The organism is Muricoccus roseus (assembly GCF_900141905.1).
In the GTDB taxonomy this organism is placed as follows: domain Bacteria; phylum Pseudomonadota; class Alphaproteobacteria; order Acetobacterales; family Acetobacteraceae; genus Roseomonas; species Roseomonas rosea.
In genome coordinates this window covers 36,689-56,836 of sequence record NZ_FQZF01000033.1, presented here as the reverse complement: position 1 = coordinate 56,836, position 20,148 = coordinate 36,689, and the positions used below count along the sequence as shown (strand labels likewise).

General features: G+C 70.1%; 21 protein-coding genes. 5 read left to right on the top strand and 16 right to left on the bottom strand.

The window, feature by feature from the left end:
• From BUB97_RS21340 to dctP, 5 genes are all read right to left on the bottom strand, one after another.
• The coding region (locus BUB97_RS21340; RefSeq protein ID WP_175562705.1) for an MCP four helix bundle domain-containing protein at positions 1-1,169 on the bottom strand (1,169 nt) is incomplete at its 3' end.
• 92 nt (positions 1,170-1,261) lie between these two features.
• Positions 1,262-2,782 (bottom strand): carbohydrate porin, encoded by a 1,521-nt coding sequence (locus tag BUB97_RS21335; protein WP_073138591.1) that lies wholly within the window; start codon positions 2,780-2,782, stop codon positions 1,262-1,264.
• 1 nt (position 2,783) lies between these two features.
• Positions 2,784-4,091, bottom strand: coding sequence for a TRAP transporter large permease (locus BUB97_RS21330; RefSeq protein WP_073138589.1), 1,308 nt, complete (start codon positions 4,089-4,091; stop codon positions 2,784-2,786).
• Positions 4,088-4,597, bottom strand: coding sequence for a TRAP transporter small permease (locus BUB97_RS21325; RefSeq protein WP_073138587.1), 510 nt, complete (start codon positions 4,595-4,597; stop codon positions 4,088-4,090). The genes BUB97_RS21330 and BUB97_RS21325 overlap by 4 nt, the downstream gene beginning before the upstream one ends.
• 48 nt (positions 4,598-4,645) lie before the next feature.
• On the bottom strand, positions 4,646-5,689 hold the full coding sequence (gene dctP, locus BUB97_RS21320; protein ID WP_073138585.1) for a TRAP transporter substrate-binding protein DctP: 1,044 nt from the start codon (positions 5,687-5,689) through the stop codon (positions 4,646-4,648).
• A 98-nt stretch (positions 5,690-5,787) separates the two neighbouring features.
• Here dctP and BUB97_RS21315 point away from each other — a divergent pair, with 98 nt between their 5' ends.
• A complete protein-coding gene (locus tag BUB97_RS21315; RefSeq protein WP_073138583.1) occupies positions 5,788-6,342 on the top strand; it encodes a sugar O-acetyltransferase in 555 nt (184 codons plus the stop codon).
• Between the two features lie 168 nt (positions 6,343-6,510).
• Here BUB97_RS21315 and BUB97_RS21310 read toward each other — a convergent pair whose 3' ends face one another.
• The 6 genes from BUB97_RS21310 to BUB97_RS21285 form a co-directional block, all read right to left on the bottom strand.
• Positions 6,511-6,702, bottom strand: coding sequence for a hypothetical protein (locus tag BUB97_RS21310; protein WP_073138580.1), 192 nt, complete (start codon positions 6,700-6,702; stop codon positions 6,511-6,513).
• Between the two features lie 67 nt (positions 6,703-6,769).
• Positions 6,770-7,525, bottom strand: coding sequence for an ABC transporter ATP-binding protein (locus BUB97_RS21305; RefSeq protein WP_245818401.1), 756 nt, complete (start codon positions 7,523-7,525; stop codon positions 6,770-6,772).
• Complete coding sequence (locus BUB97_RS21300) at positions 7,504-8,367, bottom strand: ABC transporter ATP-binding protein (protein ID WP_073138576.1); 864 nt, start codon at positions 8,365-8,367, stop codon at positions 7,504-7,506. Before BUB97_RS21300 ends, BUB97_RS21305 begins: the two co-directional genes overlap by 22 nt.
• Positions 8,364-9,389: an ABC transporter permease gene (locus BUB97_RS21295; RefSeq protein WP_245818400.1), complete on the bottom strand. Its 1,026-nt coding sequence runs from the start codon at positions 9,387-9,389 to the stop codon at positions 8,364-8,366. The genes BUB97_RS21300 and BUB97_RS21295 overlap by 4 nt, the downstream gene beginning before the upstream one ends.
• Positions 9,386-10,399, bottom strand: coding sequence for an ABC transporter permease (locus BUB97_RS21290; protein WP_073138572.1), 1,014 nt, complete (start codon positions 10,397-10,399; stop codon positions 9,386-9,388). Before BUB97_RS21290 ends, BUB97_RS21295 begins: the two co-directional genes overlap by 4 nt.
• A gap of 4 nt (positions 10,400-10,403) precedes the next feature.
• Positions 10,404-12,002: an ABC transporter substrate-binding protein gene (locus BUB97_RS21285; RefSeq protein ID WP_073138567.1), complete on the bottom strand. Its 1,599-nt coding sequence runs from the start codon at positions 12,000-12,002 to the stop codon at positions 10,404-10,406.
• Positions 12,003-12,095: 93 nt separating this feature from the next.
• On the opposite strand from BUB97_RS21285, the gene BUB97_RS21280 reads away from it, so the two are divergent.
• Complete coding sequence (locus BUB97_RS21280; protein ID WP_073138564.1) at positions 12,096-12,764, top strand: phosphoribosyltransferase; 669 nt, start codon at positions 12,096-12,098, stop codon at positions 12,762-12,764.
• An 86-nt stretch (positions 12,765-12,850) separates the two neighbouring features.
• Positions 12,851-13,567: a DUF1194 domain-containing protein gene (locus BUB97_RS21275; RefSeq protein ID WP_073138561.1), complete on the top strand. Its 717-nt coding sequence runs from the start codon at positions 12,851-12,853 to the stop codon at positions 13,565-13,567.
• Positions 13,568-13,617: 50 nt separating this feature from the next.
• Here the strand turns inward: BUB97_RS21275 and BUB97_RS21270 are convergent, their stop codons facing one another.
• Positions 13,618-14,052, bottom strand: a complete 435-nt coding sequence (locus BUB97_RS21270; RefSeq protein ID WP_073138557.1) for a DUF3775 domain-containing protein — start codon at positions 14,050-14,052, stop codon at positions 13,618-13,620.
• Positions 14,053-14,217: 165 nt separating this feature from the next.
• On the opposite strand from BUB97_RS21270, the gene BUB97_RS21265 reads away from it, so the two are divergent.
• Positions 14,218-14,568 (top strand): hypothetical protein, encoded by a 351-nt coding sequence (locus tag BUB97_RS21265; RefSeq protein WP_073138554.1) that lies wholly within the window; start codon positions 14,218-14,220, stop codon positions 14,566-14,568.
• Positions 14,569-14,590: 22 nt separating this feature from the next.
• Here BUB97_RS21265 and BUB97_RS21260 read toward each other — a convergent pair whose 3' ends face one another.
• From BUB97_RS21260 to BUB97_RS21250, 3 genes are read right to left on the bottom strand one after another with little or no spacing between them, the layout of a single operon-like run.
• Positions 14,591-15,418 (bottom strand): aldo/keto reductase, encoded by an 828-nt coding sequence (locus BUB97_RS21260; protein WP_073138551.1) that lies wholly within the window; start codon positions 15,416-15,418, stop codon positions 14,591-14,593.
• Positions 15,419-15,439: 21 nt separating this feature from the next.
• Entirely contained in the window at positions 15,440-16,480 is a 1,041-nt protein-coding gene (locus tag BUB97_RS21255; protein ID WP_073138547.1) for a WD40 repeat domain-containing protein, read from the bottom strand.
• A 4-nt stretch (positions 16,481-16,484) separates the two neighbouring features.
• A complete protein-coding gene (locus BUB97_RS21250; RefSeq protein WP_073138542.1) occupies positions 16,485-17,456 on the bottom strand; it encodes a CobW family GTP-binding protein in 972 nt (323 codons plus the stop codon).
• Between the two features lie 138 nt (positions 17,457-17,594).
• Between BUB97_RS21250 and BUB97_RS21245 the strand changes: the two genes are divergently transcribed.
• A complete protein-coding gene (locus tag BUB97_RS21245; protein ID WP_073138539.1) occupies positions 17,595-17,957 on the top strand; it encodes a plasmid stabilization protein in 363 nt (120 codons plus the stop codon).
• 60 nt (positions 17,958-18,017) lie between these two features.
• Here BUB97_RS21245 and BUB97_RS21240 read toward each other — a convergent pair whose 3' ends face one another.
• Positions 18,018-20,030 (bottom strand): AI-2E family transporter, encoded by a 2,013-nt coding sequence (locus BUB97_RS21240; RefSeq protein WP_073138534.1) that lies wholly within the window; start codon positions 20,028-20,030, stop codon positions 18,018-18,020.
• Positions 20,031-20,148: the final 118 nt, after the last annotated feature.

Sequence of the window (20,148 nt, the reverse complement as noted above, 5' to 3'; positions counted from 1 at the left end):
CCTTCGGCCAGCGCCTGCACCGTCGCATCCGTCTGCCGCGCATCCTGCACCGCACGCCCGGCCACCGTCGTCGCCTGGCTCACCTGCCGGCTGATCTCCCCGATGGACGCCGTCAGCTCCTCCGCCGCCGCGGCCACCGTCTGCACCCCCGTGCTCGCCTGCTCGGCGGCCGAGACCACGCGCCCGGCCTGGGTGCTCGTCCCCTCCGCCGTGCTGCTCATCCCGCGCGCCGTCGCCTCCAGCTCCGTCGAGGCCGAGGACAGCGTCCGCACCATCTCCCCCGCGCGCTCCTGGAAGCCGCGCACCAGGCCCTCCATCTGCGCCGCCCGCGCCTCGCGCGAGGCACGGGACGCCTCCGCCTCGGCCGAAAGCCGGTCCGCCTCGATCATGCTGTCGCGGAACACCGCCACCGCCGAGGCCATCTGCCCGATCTCGTCGCCACGCCCCGTCCCGGGGATCGACACCGCCATGTCCCGCTCCGCCAGGCGCCGCATCGCCGCCGTCATCCCCATGATCGGGCCGGAGATGGCACGGACCAGGGCGAAGCCGACTGCGATGCTGAAGGCCAGGGTCAGGCCGAGCGTGGCGATGATCCAGGCATAGGCCGAGGAACCCAGTGCCTTGCCCTTGTCGGCGGCGATGCGGCCGTTATCCAGCTGGAAGCGGCGGCTGGCACCGATGGACTCCCGCAGGGAGGACAGGGCCTGGGTGGTGCCGCGAAAGAGGATTTCGGAAGCGCGAGCGTTATCCCCGGCTCGCGCGGCCGCCAGCATCTGCTCGCTCAGCGGCTTGTAGCTGGCCCAGGCCGCGTCGATCCGCTGGGCCAAGCCCTGTTCCTCGCCCGCGCTCACAAGCGGGCGGTAGCGGGCCAGCGCATCCTCGAACAGCTTATGGCTTTCGACGGTCAGGCCGATGGAATGCGCGCGGCGGTCATCCGTGCGGAGGATCATCTGCGTCTCGCGCGCGCGGAGCTTCTCGAACTCGATGGAGAGATCGCCCGCGACATGCGCGCTGGGCAGCCAGTTGTCCGAGAGATCCGTGATCACCGTATCCAGCGCGTGGATGCGAAGGATGGCGAAACCACCGAGGCCGGTGATGGCGAAGAGGAGGAGGCCGAGCGCCGCGAGGATCTTCCCGCGGATGCGCAGTCGGTTCAGCGGACCTGTCATGGGATCTCCGGCACGGGCCGCCGGCATCATCGCCGCGGCGCCGGCAGTGGCTAACCGGACTTCCTCAAATGAATCTGAACATCCATCGGCGCTCACTGAAGCGTGAGTGGGCGGCGGAGGCCGTCTTGCTCCAGCGCATGAGCCTGCCTTTCCGTGCCACTTCGCCAGGCCGCCCTCAGGCCGAGCACGGTGGCGTTCCGTATGGCGGCGCCTCCCGGATCGCGCGGGTTCGCCACATGCCCGCCTGGCCGGAGGATGTACTGCAGGAAGGGCTGGACCGTGAGGCCGGGCACGACCTCCCCCTGATAGGAGACCTCCGCCACGGCCTCGCTCGACCGCACGGGTTGCGGCGTGGGGCCGAAGAGAAGTTGGTCGCGGTCCAACCCGCGTGCGGCGGACGAGACATGCGCACAGGCGAGGCCGAGGCCCAGCGTGTCGTTTACGCGGCCCGGGAGCAGCCCTTTGTAGGTGAAGCCGCCATCCGCGTAGAAATCGATCTGGCTCGTCGCCGAGGGGGAGCCCGCGACGCGCAGGAACACGCCAAGCCCCTGGTCCCTGGTGCCGGGCTCGCGATAGGCGAGCTGGTCGATGCTCGCATAGATGCCGCTGTTGCCCCGGAGGCGGCGTGGCACGCCGGAGCCGGCCGGGTCGCGCAGAGAGAGGCCGTTGGCATCGCGGCGCAGGTCGTCGAAGCCGCCGAAGTGGTGATACCCGCCCAGCTTCACCATGCCCGGCAGGCCGGCCGCGCCGCTGCCCAGGGTGAAGCCGAGGTTCAGTTCGGCTATGGCCAGACCGGCGTCGCGCGTGCGGAAGCGGGTGCCGCTCCGGTTGCTGCGCTGTGGGTCCTCACCGGGTCCCGCCGGGTCGCCGTCGAACAGCGCGGCCAGGAAGGTGACGTTTTCGACGGGCGCGAGCTTGAGCCGCAGCCCGGGCGCGGCCAGCGGGTAGGCCGGTCCGCCGGCGGGCAGGTTGGCGCCCATGACCGCGGGCCAGCCGAAGGTGGCATTCACGAACAGCCCCGCATACTGGCTGGTGAAGAACTCGGTATCGACCCCGAGCTGCCCCAGGCGGAGAGCGACCCTGTCGTCCCACAGCGCCTGTTCGAGCCAGAGCTCGTACAGGCGTGAGGAGCCCTGGGCCTCGATCCCGCTCACGGTGGCCAGGTTGCCGAGGCAGCATTCCGACAGGCCCCGGCCATTGATCTGGAAGGCATTGGCATGGAAGCTGAGGCCGGGCAGGCCGGCGAGCTTTTCCAGGTCGATGCTCAGCTCCATGTCGAGCCGCCCCTGATAGACGGAGCCGCGCCTCATGCCGCCCGAGACGTTGCCCAGGGTCTCGGCGATATAGGTGAGGCCATAGGTGACGCCGCGTTCCTCGAACCAGGCGCGCAAACCGCCGGGGTCGGGGTTCGGGAAGGCCTGGGCGATGGAGGCCGCGCCGGGTGCCTCGCCCGGGTCGTCGGTGGCCTCCGGCGCGGCCGGTGCCTGCTGGCCCACGGCCGCGGGCTGCGCGGCGAGTGGCGCAGGAAGGCTCGCGGCCCCCAGCAGCAGCGCGCCCGAGAGGAGCGCGGCGGAGAGGCGGGGGAAAGGCGGCGTGTTCGAGGGCCGGGTCATGTCATAGGTCCCCCATCCAGCGCGGAAGGGCCAGGGCGATTTCGGGCATGAAGGTCACGGCCAGCATCACCGCTGTCATCGCCAGCAGGAACCACCACACCCAAACCATCGTGCTCTCCATGCTGCAGCCTGCGATGCGGCAGGTGACCATCAGGTTGACGGCGGTGGGCGGGGTGAAGGCGCCGATGGCGACGTTCATGGTGATGATCACGCCGAACCAGGTCAGGTCCCAATGGAACAGGGTGGCTATGGGCAGGAGGATGGGCAGGAAGATGAGGTAGGTGGAGATAGCGTCCAGCGCCGTGCCGGCGATCATCAGCATCAGGGTGATCGCGAGCAGCATCACCACCTCATTGTCCGTAAGGCCGATCAGCATCTGTGCCAGCGCATCGAAGATGCCGGCGGCGCTGCCGGCATGGGCGTAGATGGCGGCGAGCGCGATGATGAGCAGGACGACGGCGGAGATCTCCGCGCTGTCGCGCAGCACGTCATAGAGGTCTCGCCAGCCGAAGCTGCGATAGACCACCGCGCCGACGAAAAGCCCGTAGAAGACCGCGACCACCGCCGCCTCTGTGGGGGTGAAGGCGCCGGAGCGGAGGCCGCCGAGGATGACCACGGGCGCGGCCAGGCCCCAGATGGCGTCGAGGAAGGCGCGCCAGAGCCGCCCGGCGGTGAGGGGCGGGCGGGCCGAGCGGGGTTCGGGCAGGCCAAAGCCGCCGCGCCGGGCGAGCCAGACGGCCGGGACGATCAGGGCGAGGCCGGAGAGGATTCCGGGTACGACGCCGGCCAGGAACAGCGCCGGCACCGAGACGCCCGGCACGAGCACCGCATAGACGATGAAGGGGATGGAGGGCGGGATGAGCACATCCGTCGCGCCGCCAGCCGCGGTGAGGGAGGCGACATAGGGCGCGGGGTAGCCCTGCTTGAGCATGGGCGGGACCATGACCGCCGCCACCGCAGCCGCATCGGCCGCGCCGGAGCCGCTGACGCCGCCGAGGACCATGCAGAGCAGCACGGCGACGATGGCGAGCGCGCCGGTGCGGTTACCGACGAGGAGCTGGGCGAAGCCGACCAGCCGTGCGGCGACGCCGGCCCGTTCGAACACCATGCCCGCCAGGACGAACATAGGGAGCGCGAGCAGCGGGTATTTGGCGATGCCGGTCCAGATATTGGTGGGCAGGGCCATGACGCCCATGCCCTCCATGGCGATGACGAGGAAGCCGGTGAGGCCCATGGCGACGCCGATGGGAACCCCCGCCAGCATGAGCAGGATGAAAAGGACGACGAGGAGCAGGAGGGCGAGCGTCATGCGCGGATCACCCGGACCATGCGGCCGGCCAGCCGGGCGCAGATCACCACAGCCATCAGCGGCATCCAGCCGGTATAGAGCCATTGCGGCACGCCGAGGCCGGGGGAGAGCACTTCGAAGCGGTATTCGTCCCAGGTGTAGAAGGCGCCGAACCAGGCCAGCGGGACGAACACGGCGAGGCCGCAGAGCAGGACGAAGATCTCCACGCGGCGCGCGGCGCGGAGGGACAGCTTCTCGGTGAAATAGGTGACGCGGATGTGGCGGTCCGCGCCGAAGGCGGCGGCGCTGCCGAGGAAGGTCATCACCACCATGATCGCGACCGAATACTCCTCGGTGAAGGCGAGGGAGACATCGGTAAAGTAGCGGGTCAGTACATTCGCCATGGTGATCACGGCCAGCAGCGCCATGGCGGCCGCGGCCAGCGCGCCTTCCAGGGTGATGGGGATGCGCGGCGGGGCCTCCCCGAGCTGCAGGCCCGGGGTCTGGATGTCGGCGTGGTCGGTCATGGCGGCTTTCGGCAGGGGCGGGGCGGCGCGGGGCCGCCCCGGGGCAGATCAGCTCACGCGGGCGATGGCGGCCTCGGCCTGACGGACGAGGTCGGTGCCGACGGTTCCGGCCCATTTGTCATAGACGGAGCGGGTGGCGCGGGCGAAGGCCTGTTTCTCGGCGGCGGTGAGGTCGATCACCTCCACCCCGCGTCGGGCGCATTCCTCCAGGGAGGAGCGGTCGCCATTCGCGCCCAGCCCCTTGCGGGCGGCGTTATTACCGGCCTGCCCGGCCTCGCGCGCCGCTTCCACGACGATCTCCCTGTCGCGCGGCTCGAACGCGGCGAGCGCCTGCTTGCTGATCGCGACGATCCCGGCATCCGCGCAGTAGTTCCAGAGCGTGAGGTGCTTCTGGGCCAGCGTGTCCATGCGGAAGCCGAGGAAGAGGTTCACCGGGTTCTCCTGCCCGTCCACCGCGCCGGTGGAGAGGGCCGGCTGGAGATCGGCGAAGGACATCTGCACCGGGTTGGCGCCGAGCGACGTGTAGATCTCGGAGAAGATGGCACCGGCGGCGAAGCGGATCTTCAGCCCGCGCAGGTCCCCGGGTGCGCGGATGGCGCGCTTGGAGTTGCTGATCTCGCGGAAGCCGTTCTCACCCCAGGCCAGCGGCTCGATGTCGCGCTGGGCGAGGGTGCGGAAGAGCGCGGCGCCGACCTCGCTGGCCACCAGCGCGTCGAAGGCCGCGGTGTTGGGCATGAGGAAGGGGAGGGAGAAGATGTTCATCTCCCGGACCTGGGGGGAGATGTTGATGGTCGAGAAGACCGCGCCGTCGATCACGCCCTGGCGGATCGCCACCAGCTCCCGCGTCTGATCGCCGCCGACGAGGGAGGAGCCGGGATAGACCTTGAAGTTCAGCCGCCCTTCCGAGCGCTGGTTCACCAGGTCCGCCCAGACGAAGGCCGATTCCGAGAGGGCGATGGGGCGGTTGCCCACCACCGTGATCTTGTATTCCGGCTTGTAGCGGCCCTGGGCGCGGCCGATGGTCGGCATGGCAAGGGCCGGCAGGGCGGTGCCCATGGCCAGCAGGGATCGGCGGCTCACGCGCTGGGTCATCGTCTCTTCCTCCCCCGGATCGTTGCGGGCACTCTGCGAGAGCGGAACGAGTGCGGCAAGGGGTGGCCTGCCGGCGCCGGCGGGCCCAATCTGGCGGCATGACCGAAGGCGAGAAGATGCTGGCCGGCCTGCCCTATGACGGCATGGATCCGGACCTGTTGGCGGCGCGCTACCGGGCGCGGTCGCTGATCCTCAGCATCGATGCCCTGCCGCCCGAGGATGAGGCGGCCCGGCGCGCCGGGCTGGAGGAGCTGCTGGGCGGGATCGGTGAGAAGACCATGGTGATGCCGGGCTTCCGCTGCGACTACGGCAGCAACATCCGCATCGGCGCGGCCAGCTACGTGAACTTCAACTGCGTCTTCCTGGACTGCGCGCCGATCACCCTGGGGGACCACTGCCAGGTGGCGCCCTCCGTGCAGATCTACACGGCCACGCATCCGCTGGAAGCCGGGCCGCGCGCGGCGGGGATCGAGAGCGCGCATCCCGTGACCATCGGGCGCAACGTCTGGCTGGGTGGCGGCTGCATCGTGCTGCCGGGGGTGACGATCGGGGATGACACGGTGGTGGGCGCCGGGGCGGTGGTGAACCGCGACCTGCCTTCGGGCGTACTGGCGGTGGGGAACCCGGCGCGGGTGGTGCGGAAGCTGGGCTGAGCCCTTAGCGACCGTTTGAGAATGGGACGGGTCGGTCTGCCGGGGCTTTTCGCGCCGGATCGGCGCGTCCCGTCTCGCCGATAGCCCCGCTATCGGCTTCACCGGTCCACTCCGCCCGAGCCGAAAATCCCTCGACAGCCCTCTGCCGCCGCATTCTCAAACGGTCACTTAGCCGATATCCCGCCGGGGCGGGCGCGGCATCGGCTGCCCCGGCCCGCGCCGCCCCTGGCGCATAGCGGCCTGCACGGCACGGAAAAGGTGCAGCTTCCAGCCGCCCAGGCCGATGGAGCCGAGCGCGCGGTTCTGCTGCCGTCGGATAGCGGCCCCGATCAACGCCTTCGCGATCCGACCGACCAGCATCCTGTCTTCCCCAGTTCTGTCGGGCGAGAAGCGCGGGGCGGCGGGGGTGGTTGCGTCGGCCGCGCCCTCAGGCGCTCTCCAGCGTGTGGGAGAGGCGGATCAGGTCCTGGGTATGGGGATGCACGGCCTTCCCGGCTCGCAGGGCGGCCTCGTCCAGCACCTCCACGATCCGCCCGCCCTGCATCACCGCCAGCCTGCCGCAGAGATGCGCGACCACCGCCAGGTTGTGCGAGACGAGGATGCAGGTGAGGCCGCGCGCGGCGCGCAGGTCCGCCAGCAGGTTGAGCACCTCGGCCTGCACGGAGACGTCGAGCGCGCTGGTCGGCTCGTCCAGCAGCAGGATGCGGGGGTCGGCCACCAGGGCACGGGCGATGGCCACGCGCTGGCGCTGGCCGCCGGAGAGTTGGTGCGGGTAGCGGAAGCGCGCGGCGCGGGGGAGGGCAACCTCCTCCAAAGCGCGGAGGATGCGGGCATCGGCGTCCTTCACCCCGTGCACGGCCAGCGGCTCAGAAAGGATGCGGTCCACCGTCTGGCGCGGGTGCAGCGAGCCATAGGGGTCCTGGAACACCATCTGCACCGTGCGGAAGAAAGCGCGGTCGCGCCGGCGGCCGAGCGCCTTTCCGTCCACCGCGATGCCGCCGGTCCATTCCGTGATCAGCCCGGCGATGGCGCGCAGCACGGTGGACTTGCCGCTGCCGCTCTCGCCTACCAGGCCGAAGGTCTCGCCGGCACCCACGTGGAAGGAGATGCCGCGCACCGCGTGGTTGGCGCCGAAGCGGATGTCGAGGTTCTGGATGTCGATCATGCGTGCGGCGCCAGCCATGCGGGGTCGCGCCTCAGGGTCGGCAGCCGGTCCCGCTTCTCCGTGAGGCTGGGGAGGCATTCCAGCAGCCCGCGCGTGTAGCCATGCGTCGCCTTGTGCAGGTCGGCGGCGGGCAGCTCCTCCATCACCTGGCCGGCATACATCACCGCCACCCGGTCGCAGAAGCGGGAGACGAGGGGGAGATCGTGGCTGATGAGCATCAGCGCCATGCCGCGCTGGTCCACCTGCTCCTCGATCAGGCTCAGGATCTCGGACTGCACGCTGGCATCCAGGGCGGAGGTGGGCTCGTCGGCGATCAGCAGCTCGGGGTTCGGGGCCAGCATCATCGCGATCATCACGCGCTGGCCCATGCCGCCCGAGAGCTCGTGCGGATAGGCGTCGTGGACGCGGCGGGGATCGCGGATCTTCACGCTCTCCAGCAGGTTCAGCGCGGCGTCCCGGGCCTCCCGCTTACCCATCCTCGCATGCGCGCGCAGGGCCTCGGCGATCTGGCTGCCCGCCGTCATCACGGGGTTCAGGCTGTATTTCGGGTCCTGCAACACCAGCCCGATCCGGCCGCCGCGCAGGCTGCGCATCTCGCGTTCCGAGGCGGCGAGGATGTCCGTGGTGCCGAAGCGCAGCGCATCGGCGCGCACCTGGGCGGAGGCGGGCAGGAGGCGCATCAGGGCGCGGCCGGTGACGGACTTGCCCGACCCGCTCTCCCCCACGATGCCCAGCTTCTCCCGCCCGATGGAGAAGGAGACGCCGCGCACCGCCTGGGTGACGCCGGTGGCGGAGGGGAAGGCGACATGCAGGTTGCGCACGGCGACCAGGGGTTCCCCCCGGAGGGATGGATCGCTCATCGCTGCTTCGGATCCAGCACGTCGCGGAGGCCATCCCCCAGCAGGTTGAAGGCGAGGGAGGCGGCGAAGATGGCGATGCCGGGCATCAGCGCGACCCACCACTGCTCCAGGATGAAGCGGCGGGCGGTCGCGATCATCGTGCCCCATTCGGGCAGGGGCGGCTGCGCGCCGAGGCCGAGGAAGCCGAGGCCCGCGGCGGTGAGGATGATGGAGGACATGTCTAGCGTGACGCGCACGACGAGGGAGGGCATGCACATGGGCATGACATGCCGCAGCACGATGCGGGCGTGGGAGGCGCCGGTCATCCGGGCCGCGGCCACGTAATCCGTGCGGCGGATGGTCAGCGTCTCCGCCCGGGCAAGGCGGGCATAGGGCGGCCAGGCCGTGAGGGCGATGGCGATGACCGCGCTCTCCACCCCCGGGCGCATGGCGGCGACGAAGGCGAGGGCGAGGATCAGCCGGGGGAAGGCGAGGAACACATCCGTCACGCGCATCAGCAGCCGGTCCCAGATGCCGCCGGCATAGCCGGCCACGCAGCCCACCAGCAGGCCGAGCGGCGCGACGAGCAGCACCACCGCCACGACCATGCCCAGCGTGATGCGGCCGCCATAGAGCAGGCGCGACCAGACATCGCGCCCCAGCTCATCCGTGCCCAGCCAGTGCTGGGCGGAAGGGGCGGCGAGGCGGTTGCCGAGTTCCTGGATGCCCGGGTCATGTGTGGCCAGCACGGGGGCCAGCAGGATGAGCAGCAGCATCACGAGGATGACCGCCAGCCCCACCGTGGCCAGCGGGTTCCGCCGGAAGGCGAGCCAAGCCTGGTAGCGCCGGCCCCATGCGGCCTGGGAGCGCGAGGCGGGCGCGTCGGTCAGCAGCCACTCACGCCGGCGCGGCACGCCGCCCGGCCCGCGGGGAGAGGGCGCGCCGGCCGCTTCCGGCACGGCATCGGGCGGGATGGGCTCCACCGCCGCGGTGGCGGTGGCCGCATCGGCCATGGGGCTGCCGGGGGTGGGACCGGCGCTCATCGGGTGCGCGGGTCCATCAGGCGGTAGAGAAGATCGGCGAGCAGGTTCAGCACCACATAGATCAGGCCGACGACGAGGGTGGCGCCCAGCACGGCGTTCATGTCGGCATTGAGGAGGGAGACGGTGAGGTACTGGCCAAGGCCGGGCCAGGCGAAGATCGTCTCGGTCAGCACCGCGCCCTCCAGCAGCCCGGCATAGGTGAGGAAGATGACCGTCACCAGCGGGACCAGGGTGTTGCGGAAGGCGTGGCGCCAGACGATGCGCGTGCTGGAGAGGCCCTTGGCGCGGGCCGTGGTCACGTATTCGCTGCGCAGCTCCGCCAGCATGAAGGCGCGCGTCATGCGGGCGATGTAGGCGAGGGAGAAGAAGGCGAGGATGCCGGCGGGCTGGATGAGGTGCAGCACCGCATCCCAGAAGGCGGGCCAGTCATTCGCCAGCGCGGCGTCCAGCGTCAACAGGCCGGTGATCGGCTCCACCATGTCCTGGTAGACGATGCCCTGGCGCCCGGGGCCGGGAAGCCAGCCGAGCCAGGCATAGAAGACCAGCAGGGAGATGAGGCCGAGCACGAAGACCGGCAGGGAGTGGCCGGCAAGGCAGAAGACGCGCACCGCCTGGTCCGCCCAGCTTCCCTGCCGCGTGGCAGCAAGCACGCCCAGCCCGATGCCGAGGATGGCGGCGACGAGGATGGCGAAGGTCGCCAGCTCGAAGGTGGCGGGGAAGAAGCGGGCGATATCCTCCCACACCGTGTTGGATGTCATCACCGAGCGCCCGAGATTGCCGGTGAGGATGTCGGTCAGGTAGCGCCAGAACTGCACGAGGAGCGGCTGGTCGAGCCCGAGCTCGATCCGCGCGCGCTCCACCACATCGGCGGGCGCGCGGTCCCCCACCACGGCCAGGACGGGGTCGATCGGCACGACGCGGCCGATGAAGAAGGTGACGACCGCGAGGCCGAGGAGGGTGATGGGGATGCTGGCGGCCGTGGCCGCCAGCGCCCCGAGGCGCGCCTTCAACCGATCAGCCCTTGGCGACGGTGGCGTAGCTGGTGCGGTCGCTCAGCACGCCGATCTGCATGCCGCGCAGGCTGTTCCGCATCACCGCCGTCTCCAGCTCCTGCAGCATGACGGCGAAGGGGCTGGTCTGCTGGTGCTCGCGCTGGAGCGCCTCGTACATGGCCACGCGCTTGGCCGTGTCGGTTTCCTTCACCGCCGCCAGGGTGCGGGCGGTCAGCTCGGGGATGTTCCAGCTGGAGCGCCAGGCGAGGGTCTTGTTGCGCGCATCCTCTCCATTGTCCGGGTTCATGCTGAAGGCCTCGGCATTGCTGTGCGGGTCGAAATAGTCCGAGCCCCAGCGCAGGAGGGCGAGGTCGTGCTGGCGCGCGCGGGTCTTAGTGATGACCGCGCGCATCTCGCCGGGCAGCATGCGCGGGCGGATGCCGATGGCGGCCAGGTTCGCCTGCAGCGCCTGGGCGATGTCGCCCACCGGGGCGCCGGAGAAGAAGTCGAAGCTGCATTCGAAGCCGTCCGGGTGCCCGGCCTCGGCGAGCAGGCGCTTCGCGGCGGCGACGTCCAGCTTGAACGGCTTCTCGGTCAGCGCACCGGGCAGGCCCTCGGGCAGGAAGGCCTGGTGCACGGCGTAGTTGTTCGGGACGATGTTGCGCTGGATGCCCTCGTAGTCGATCGCCATCTTGATCGCCTGGCGGACCTGCAGCTTGGCCAGGATCGGGTTCTTCTGGTTCATGGCGACGTAGAGCAGGCTCGCCTTGCGCTGGGAGACCACGGTGTAGCTGCGGTCGCCGCTCAGCGTCTTGATCTGGTCGGAGGCGAGGTTGCGCGCGAGGTCGTAGTCGCCGCGCTGCAGGCCGAGCAACTGGGCGGAGGGATCGGCCACGTGGCGCATGATGATGCGGCGCGTGGCGGGCGGGGTGGCGGAGTTGGCATTGGCCTGCAGCGTCACCGCCTCGCTCGCCCGCCAGGAGACGATGCTGTAGGGGCCGGAGCCGGCGGAATTGCCCTTCAGCCAGGCATTGCCCCAATCCTCGCCCTGGGCACGGCCGGAGACGGTGGCCTTCTCCACGATGGAGCCCACCCCGGCGGAGAGGCAGTAGAGCAGGAATGAGGTGGCGGTCGGCTCGGCGGTGGTCAGCACCACGGTGCGCGGATCGGTGGCGCGGATGGTCTGCGCCATGTTGTCCTTGGTGAAGCCGAATTGGTTGATGATGAAGGCCGGGCTCTTGTTCAGCGCCACGACCCGCTGGAGGGAATAGGCCACGTCCTCCGCCGTCACCTCGCGGCCGCTGGAGAACTTCTGGCCGGGCTTCAGGCGGAAGGTGAAGGTCTTCGCGTCTTCGCTTGCGGTCCAGCTCTCCGCCAGGTCGCCGGTCAGGCGGGACGGCTCGTCATTCGGGGTGGTGACCAGCTTCTGGTAAACGTTCCCGGCGATCTCCTGCGCCGTGTATTCAAAGCTCTCGGCCGGATCGAGCGTGATGATGTCGTCGATCTGCTTGGCCATGACGATGACGCCGGGCGGCGTCTGGGCATGGGCGGCCCGGATCAGCGAGTCCCAGGGCAGGAAGGCGGCGCCCGAGGCGGCGAGGAGGTTCCGGCGGGTGGTCATGCTTCGTCTCCGGGTAAGGGCGCGGCGGATGCCTGAGCTTTAGGCGTTCCGCAAGGCTGGACCACCAACATCGGCTATGCCAAGCGCGATGCCATGGAGTTCTGGCAGAGATTTGACCCGGCCCCGGATCGAGCGCCGCATCAGGGCAGTATGGCCGTTCCCATGCCGGACGGATCGGCCCTGCGGCTGCCACTGCGCGATTATGGCGGGGTGGCGGTCACGGGGCTGATCGTCAACCAGGCCTCCTTCGCGGTGCTGCGCCGGATCGCGGGCTGGATGGCCGAGGCCGCACGGCCCCTGGGGGCGGAGGTGGTCTGCGGCCTGCCCACCCTGGGCCATGCGCTCGCGCCCCTGGTGGCCGAGGCGCTGGGGCACCCGAACTGGGTGGCCGCCGGCTATTCCCGCAAGCGCTGGTACGAGGAGGGGCTCTCCGTCCCCGTCTCCTCCTCCACCACCCCCGGGGAGCGGCGGATGTGGCTGGCCCCCCGCATCCTCTCGCGGCTGGAGGGGCGGCGAGTGCTGCTGGTGGATGACGTGATCAGCACGGGAAGCTCCGCGCTGGCCGGGCTGGCGCTGCTGCGGCGGGTGGGGGTGCGCCCGGTGGGGCTCTGCGTGGCCATGGCGCAGGGGGATCGCTGGGTTCCCTCCTGGCCGGCCGATGTGCCGGTCTGCGCCGCCTTCGCCACGCCTCTGCTGCGCCCGGGGGAGGGCGGCTGGGTGCCGGATGCCGCGACCGTTCCGGGGGTGCTGCTGCCCGGCTGACAAAGCCGTGCATTGCGACAAAATCGTTGCGGCTGCCCACGCCCGCTGTTCTGATGAAGAGAGCACTGGCGCGAGGACATGGTTCCATGCGGCGACGCTCCCTTCTCGCGGCCAGCGGCGCCGCGATGCTTCCCGCGGCACCGGCGCGCGCGGAAGGGGCGGTGGACCTGCTGCTCGTGCTGGCCGTGGATGTGTCCCGCTCCATCGATGACGACGAGGCGCGGCTCCAGCGCGAGGGCTATCGCAGCGCCATCACCGATCCGCGGGTGCTGGAGGCGATCCGCTCCGGGATGATGGGCGCCATCGCGGTGGCCTATGTCGAATGGGCCGGGTCGGACTACCAGCGGCTCGTCATTCCCTGGACCCATATCGGAAATCAGGCTGAGGCCCAGGAATGGGCCGCGATGCTGGAACGCGCGCCGCGCGTCGCACTGTCCTGGACCTCGATCTCGGGCGGGCTCGACTTTTCCATGCGCACCCTTTCGGAATCGCCCTTCGAGGGCACGCGCCGGGTGATCGACGTCTCGGGCGACGGGGTGAACAACAGCGGCCTTCCCGTGGAGCAGGTGCGGGACCGGGTGGTGGCGGAAGGCGTGACGATCAACGGCCTTCCGATCATGAACGACCGCCCGACCTTCGGGCGGCCTTCCCCCGTGCCGCTGGACCACTACTACCGGGACTCCGTCATCGGCGGCGACGGCGCCTTCCTCATCGCGGCCGAGGATTTCGAATCCTTCGGCAATGCCGTGCGCCGCAAGCTGGTGCGCGAGATCGCGGGGCTGGCCGGGCCAATCTTTGGCTGAAGCAGGGCTTCGGCTGAAACGCTTCTTCGGCCGAAGCCCTGGCGCGCCTCTCAGCGCTCGATCTCCTCCACCACGATGCCGAAGGCGGCCAGGCCCTCGGCGAGGAGGTCGCCGAGCAGGTCCATTCCCATGAGATAGCCCGCCGGATCCGCCTCGTTGCGCTCACGGGCGAGGTTGAGCGCCTCCTCCCACTCATCCGGCTCGTAATCCCCGCGCCCGACCCAGGCGAGGGCCATCAGCGCGGCCTGCTCGTCCTCGTTCAACTCGTCGATCAAGGATTCCAGGTTCTCGCCGGTCAGGTCGGGCTTGGCGGCGTCCTCCGCGTCGAGCTCGGCATCCTCGCCGGCAGCGTCCCCCTCCGTCGCGTCCGAGGCGCGGGCCGCATCGATGATGCTCGCGATCGTCTGAAGGCTGATTCCGAGATCGACCTCGTCATCGTCGTCCTGTGGCGAATTGCCAGGGATTCCAGAGGATTTGTCACTCATGGCGGGGGTCTCGACTGCACTTTTCGGGTTGGTGTTGCCCGCCCAACGCTTGACCCGTCTTTCGGCTTCGCGAAACCGCCGTCTCGACTCGGCGTTCATTCCGCAGAGAACGGCACAAGAAGCGGCGCCAAGTATCTGATTGGAATGGAAAGAGGGGGTCGTGACATGGTGAAGGTTGGTGCGATGGCCCTCTTCGGCGTCCTGGCTCTGGCGCCCTTCGCCCAGGCCACGGAAACGCCGGCTTTCGTGAATGCGACGATGTGCGACGTGGCGGCGCCGATCGCCTCGGGCGCCACGATCTTCTCCCGCCAGATCCGGGCCGAGCGCCCCGTCACGGCGCGCGGTGGCAAGCGGGCCGAGACCCAGGCCCAGACGCGGCGTCGCGCTCCCGCAGCCCAGCCCGCCCCCGCCGCGGAGGTGGAGGAGCCGAGCAACGAGGCCGAGGCGGTGCTGCGGCGGGCGGTGCATTACTGCGTGACGCCGGGCGGCGTGGCGAACCCCGTCCGCTATACCTGAAGCAAGGCCCGAGCGCGGCGGCTCAGGCGGACCAGTCCGGCGCGAAGCCGGGATTCACGAAGCGCTGGTCCTTCGGCAACGCATCGAGTTCCGCGATATCGGTTTCCGTCAGCTTCGCCGCGAGATCGAGGGCGGCGAGATTGGCGCGCTGGGTTTCCCGGCGCGCGGCCTTCGGAATCGCGGCGACGCCGTCCTGCCGCAGCAGCCAGGCCAACGCGACCTGCCCCGCCGTGGCGCCGAGCCGCGCGGCGATAGCGGCGATGCGCGCGTTCTCGATGAGGCGGCCCTGGCCCAGCGGCGAATAGGCGGTGAGCACGATGCCCTGCGGCCGCGTGATCTCCAGCAGCCGCTCCTGCGAGAGCAGCGCGTGATACTCAACCTGGTTCGCCGCGATCGGCACGCCGGTTTCGATGGCGCGCTTCAGCAGCCCGGGCGGGAAGTTCGCGACGCCGACGGCACGGACCAGGCCCTCCTCCCGAAGCCGCGCCATGTCATGCATCACGCGCGCGAGGTCGATGTTCGGCCTGGGCCAATGGACGAGATAGAGGTCGAGGTAATCCGTGCCGAGGCGTGAGAGGGAGGCTTCGCAGGCGGCGCGGATCTGATCCGGGCCGAGATGCTCCCACCAGACCTTGCTGGTGACGAAGACATCGCCGCGGGGAAGGCCGGAGGCCTTGAGGCCTGCGCCGACCTCCGCCTCGTTCTCGTAGCGCTCGGCGGTGTCGAGCGCGCGATAGCCCAGCGCGAGGGCGGATTCGACGGAGGCCTGACCCTCGGCACCGGAGAGCTTCCAGGTGCCGAGGCCAAGGCGGGGAATGGAAATGTGCGGAGTGGTGATGCGATCGCTCATGCGCCCCAGCTTGGGGATGCGTCAGCGCTTCGCCAAGTCCAACAGGGCGCCGAATCCTGTCTCCGTGCCGAAGGCGAGATGTGTGCCGGACGCGTTCCAGGCCAGGGCCGAGACGGCGCCGCGACCGGGGGCCGCGACCGGCACCACCTTGCCCGAGGCAATTTCCGCCATCAGCACGAGGCCATCGGCGAAGCCGGCCACCACCACCTCATGCTGCGGGTGGCAGGCGACACGGGTGCAGATTACCTGATCCCCGCCCGCGATCTCGGTGGGCGCCTTGCCCATGGGGCCACCGCCGAAGAAGGGCCAGAGCACGACGGAATCCGCGCCGGAGGAGGCGAGCCAACGTCCCTTGGCGGTGAAGGAGAGGGACTGGGTCTTCGCCGGATAGCCGGACATGCGCATGTGCTGGCTGTCGGTCAGGCGCCAACCATGCAGGGAGTTCTCTTGCATGGCCGTCACCACGTTCTGCCCATCGGGCGAGACGGCGATGGCGTGGTGGCTGCCCTTCCACTCCAGCACGCGCGGCTTGTCCTCCTTCGCCGCGACGAACCAGGCGGAGACGCCGTTGTAGTGCGAGGCGAAGATCCGCTTGCCCTTCGCGTCGATGGCGACGCCGCCGACGGTGGAGGGATGCGGGCCGAGCACCTTCAGCTTCGCGCCCTTGCCGTCGAAGAGATGAACGTTCTTGCCCACGGCCACGGCGCGCAGCCCGGAGGGATGGGTGGCGACGTGGCTCACCCATTTCATCATGCCGAAATCGGCGAGCGTCTCCGTCTCGCCCTCGGTCGTGACGCGGAGGAGCTTGCCGTCATCGCCGCCGGAGAGAAGGCCGTCCGTCGCATCCGGCACGAGCGTCAGCCCCGCGCCGTCATGCAGCGCCTGCCGCTGCCACTCCGCCGCATGGTCGGCAGGGGTGGCGAGGTGGAGGCTGCCATCGGAGAGGGCGAAGCCGATGGAACGGCCCTCCCGCCCGAAGGCGACATCCACCACCCAGGCGCCGAGCTCGCGCCCGGTGCCGCGTTGATCCAGCAGGAAATCCGCTTCCGCCACACCCGACATCGGTTCAGGCCGCCGCGGTGGATTCGAAGCCGCGGCGCAGCTTCGGCCGGTTCAGGTCCCGCCCGATGAAGACGATGCGCGACTTGCGCGGATCCCCCTCTTTCCACGGGCCGATATAGTCGCCATCGGCGATCATGTGCACGGCCTGGAAGGCGAAACGGCGGTCGTCGCCCTTGTAGTGCAGGATGCCCTTGGTGCGCAGGAGGTCCTGGCCCTTGGTCTGGAGCAGCTCGCCGATCCAGGCGTTGAACTTCTCCGGGTCCACCGGCTTGTCCATCTCGAAGGAGACGGACTGCACGTTGCTGTCGTGGCTGTGGTCGTCGTCGCCCGAGAGGAAGGCCGGCTCGCGGGCCAGGATGCGCTCCAGGTTGAAGGAGTCGCGGCCGATCACGGCATCGAGCGGCACGTCGGACTTGGTGGCGCGGCGGATCTCGACGGTCGGGTTGATGGCGCGGATGCGGCGCTCGACCTCGTCGGCCTCTTCCGCGCTCACCAGGTCCATTTTGTTCAGCACGATCACGTCCGCGAAGGCGACCTGCTCCTCGGCCTCCGGGCTGTCGCCCAGCCGGGTGAGGAGGTGCTTGGCGTCCACCACCGTCACGATTGCATCCAGCCGCGTCGCGCGCTTCACGTCCTCGTCCACGAAGAAGGTCTGGGCGACGGGGGCAGGGTTCGCGAGGCCGGTCGTCTCGACGATGATGCCGTCGAACTTGTCCTTGCGCTTCATCAGCCCGCCGAGGATGCGGATGAGGTCCCCGCGCACGGTGCAGCAGATACAGCCGTTGTTCATCTCGAACACCTCCTCGTCGGCGTCGATGACGAGGTCCTGGTCCACGCCCATCTCGCCAAACTCGTTGATCACCACGGCGAACTTGCGCCCGTGGTTCTCGGTGAGGATGCGGTTGAGGAGGGTGGTCTTGCCGGCGCCGAGATAGCCGGTGAGGACGGTGACGGGGGTGGTCGTGGTTTCGGACATGGGTACGCCTCGGGAGAGGGGAGGTCAGGTTCGGGACGTTATATGGTATCGCCCGGGGGGTGGACCATGGGGGTGGGCCCGGAACCCGAATCCCGGTTCCACGTTGTTCCGGCATCCATTCGAGAGGAGGCCGGTCCGATGCCCCGTGGCGACAGATCCGCCTATACCGACAAGCAGAAGCGTATGGCCGAGCATATCGAGGAAGGCTACGAGAAGCGCGGCGTCTCCGAGGAGGAGGCCGAGCGGCGAGCCTGGGCCACCGTCAACAAGGAGACGGGCGGGGGCAAGAAGAGCGGCTCCGGCCGCGGCAAGGCCATGAACACCCAGCCTTCCCGGACCGGGGGCCAGCGTGGCGGGGCGGCGAGCGCGGCCCGGCCGGCGAGCGCCCGCTCCGCCTCCGCCAAGAAGGCGGCCGCCCGCCGCACGCCGGAGGAGCGCTCGGCCTCCGCGAAGAAGGCCGCGGCCACCCGGAAGCGGAACGCGGCACGCAAGAGCGCCTGAAAGGCCGGCCAGGCCGGGAGCTCCGGGTGCCGATCGCATCCAGGCACTCTCGGCGCCGCTTCAGCCCGGCAGGGGCTTCCTCTCCATCACGGCCTGGGCGGCCACCGGCGTCTGCTCGCCGGAGGAAGCGACCTTCAGGCAGGCGGTGACGGCCGCGTGGAGGGAGGAGGTGTAGTGGTCCGCGCCCACGGCCCTGGCGAGGCTGGCATCGGTGAGCACCGCCTCCCCCTCCGGCCACAGCCCGACCAGCAGGGGCACGCCGGGCAGGCGCTGGCGCAGGCGGCGCAGCAGGTAGCGCAGATGCGCGGGGCTGCCGCTGATGTCGAGATAGGAGATGCAGACCATCGCCACGCCGGTGGGGTCGAGCTTGCCCACCTGCGCGCGTGAACTGGCCTCATGCGGAACCACCCGGGCTCCGAGCCCATGCTTCTCCAGGATCTGGGCGAGCATGGCGGAGGCGGCCTCGTCCAGCGGGCCACGGCCGGCGAGGCAGAGGACCGGCCGCTCCGAGGACCAGGCGCCGGCCCGCTCCGCCCGGGGCGGGACGGGGATGGCGGGGGCGGGGCGGGCGGGAAGCGCCTGCTCGGCCGCGCTGGGAGGGGTGGGCGGCTTGTCCTCAGGCTGGGGCGGGTCCCTGTCCGGCGTCTCGGCCAGGTCATTCACCAGGCCGGTGACCGCGTTCTTCACGCGCTCCAGCTTCTCCGGGCGCAGCACGCCGCGCTCGGCATCATTGGCCGCCAGGCGCAGGCCCTTCAGCGCCACCTCATCATAATAGGAGGAGAGGGAGCGCTCCTGCAGGAGCGTCTCGGCCTGGGCCAGCGCCTCGTCCGTGTCGCCGGCCAGCATGCGCTGGTAGAAGTTCTCGACCGGCGTCAGGGCCGGCCTGTCGCCCAGCATGACATCGAGGAATTCCAGCCGCTCCACATGGCGCCCGAGCACGACGAGGCAGAGGGTGAGGGGGGTGGCCAGGATCAGCCCGATCGGGCCCCAGAGCCAGGTCCAGAAGATGGCGGCGACGATGACGGAGACCGGCGAGAGGCCGGTGCTGTGGCCGTAGACCATCGGTTCGATCACCTGGCCCATGAGCGGCTCGGTGACGAGGAAGAGGGCGGCGGTCCAGATGACCATGGACCAGCCGGGCTCGGTACCCGCCGCCAGCATCAGCGGGAAGGCGGCCGCCAGGATGGAGCCGACATAGGGCACGAAGCGGAACAGCGCGGCCAGGATGCCCCAGACGATCGGGCTGGGCACGCCGATGAAGAAGAGCCCGATGGTGACGATCACGCCGAAGGAGCCGTTCAGCATGAGCTGGGCGAGGAAGTACTTGCTCAGACGCCGCCCGGCCTCGTCCAGCGCCTCGGTGGTGCGGTGCAGGTCGTTCGAGCCGAAGAGGCGGATCAGCCGATCCCGCAGGTCCTCCTGCTGGAGAAGCACGAAGACCGCGACGATGAAGACGATGAAGGTCGTCTCCAGCGGGCCAAGGACGGGGGAGACGATCTTGCGCGCGAGCTCAAAGGCCGAGGATTCGCCGGGGCGGATCTCGACGGGCACGGGGCGCCGGTCCTCCCCGGGGGCCAAGCCGGGCGTCGCGTTGCGGTCCGGGCTGGCCGGGGCGGGCGCCGCGGCAGGCGGCCCGTCCGGCGAGGTATGGGGCCGGGCCTCGTTGTTCAGCCGCCGGGAGAAGTCCTCGATATGGCCGAAGATGGAGCCCTGCGCGGCCTCCGCCTTCGCCTGGATGGCGCTCTGGTAGCGCGGCGCATCCCGCGCGAGGCTCGCGATCTGCACCCCGATGATGCTGCCGATGAGCAGGATGATGCCCAGCGCCAGCATGACCGACAGCAGCACCGCCGCCACCCGCGGCACCCGGAGGCGGCGCAGGCCCCCCACCACCGGCGCCAGGACGAAGGAGAGGAGGATGGCGAGGGTGATGGGGATCAGCACCTCCCGCGCCAGATAGAGGCCGGCGACTGTCACCACCCCGACGACGACCGTGAGCAGATGCGACAGGTCGGGGCTTGAGGGCGGCTGGATCTGGGCCGGCGGGCGCTGCTCCGGCAGAGAGGTGGTGCTCATGGGCAGCGGGGCGGCTCCGGGTGGTCGGAGCCTAGAACGCGCGGCGGCGCCTTCGGTGCATGCGGCGCCGGCCTCGGGCAGACACCAAAATAAGGCGGCCGGGGCGTGGGCCCCGGCC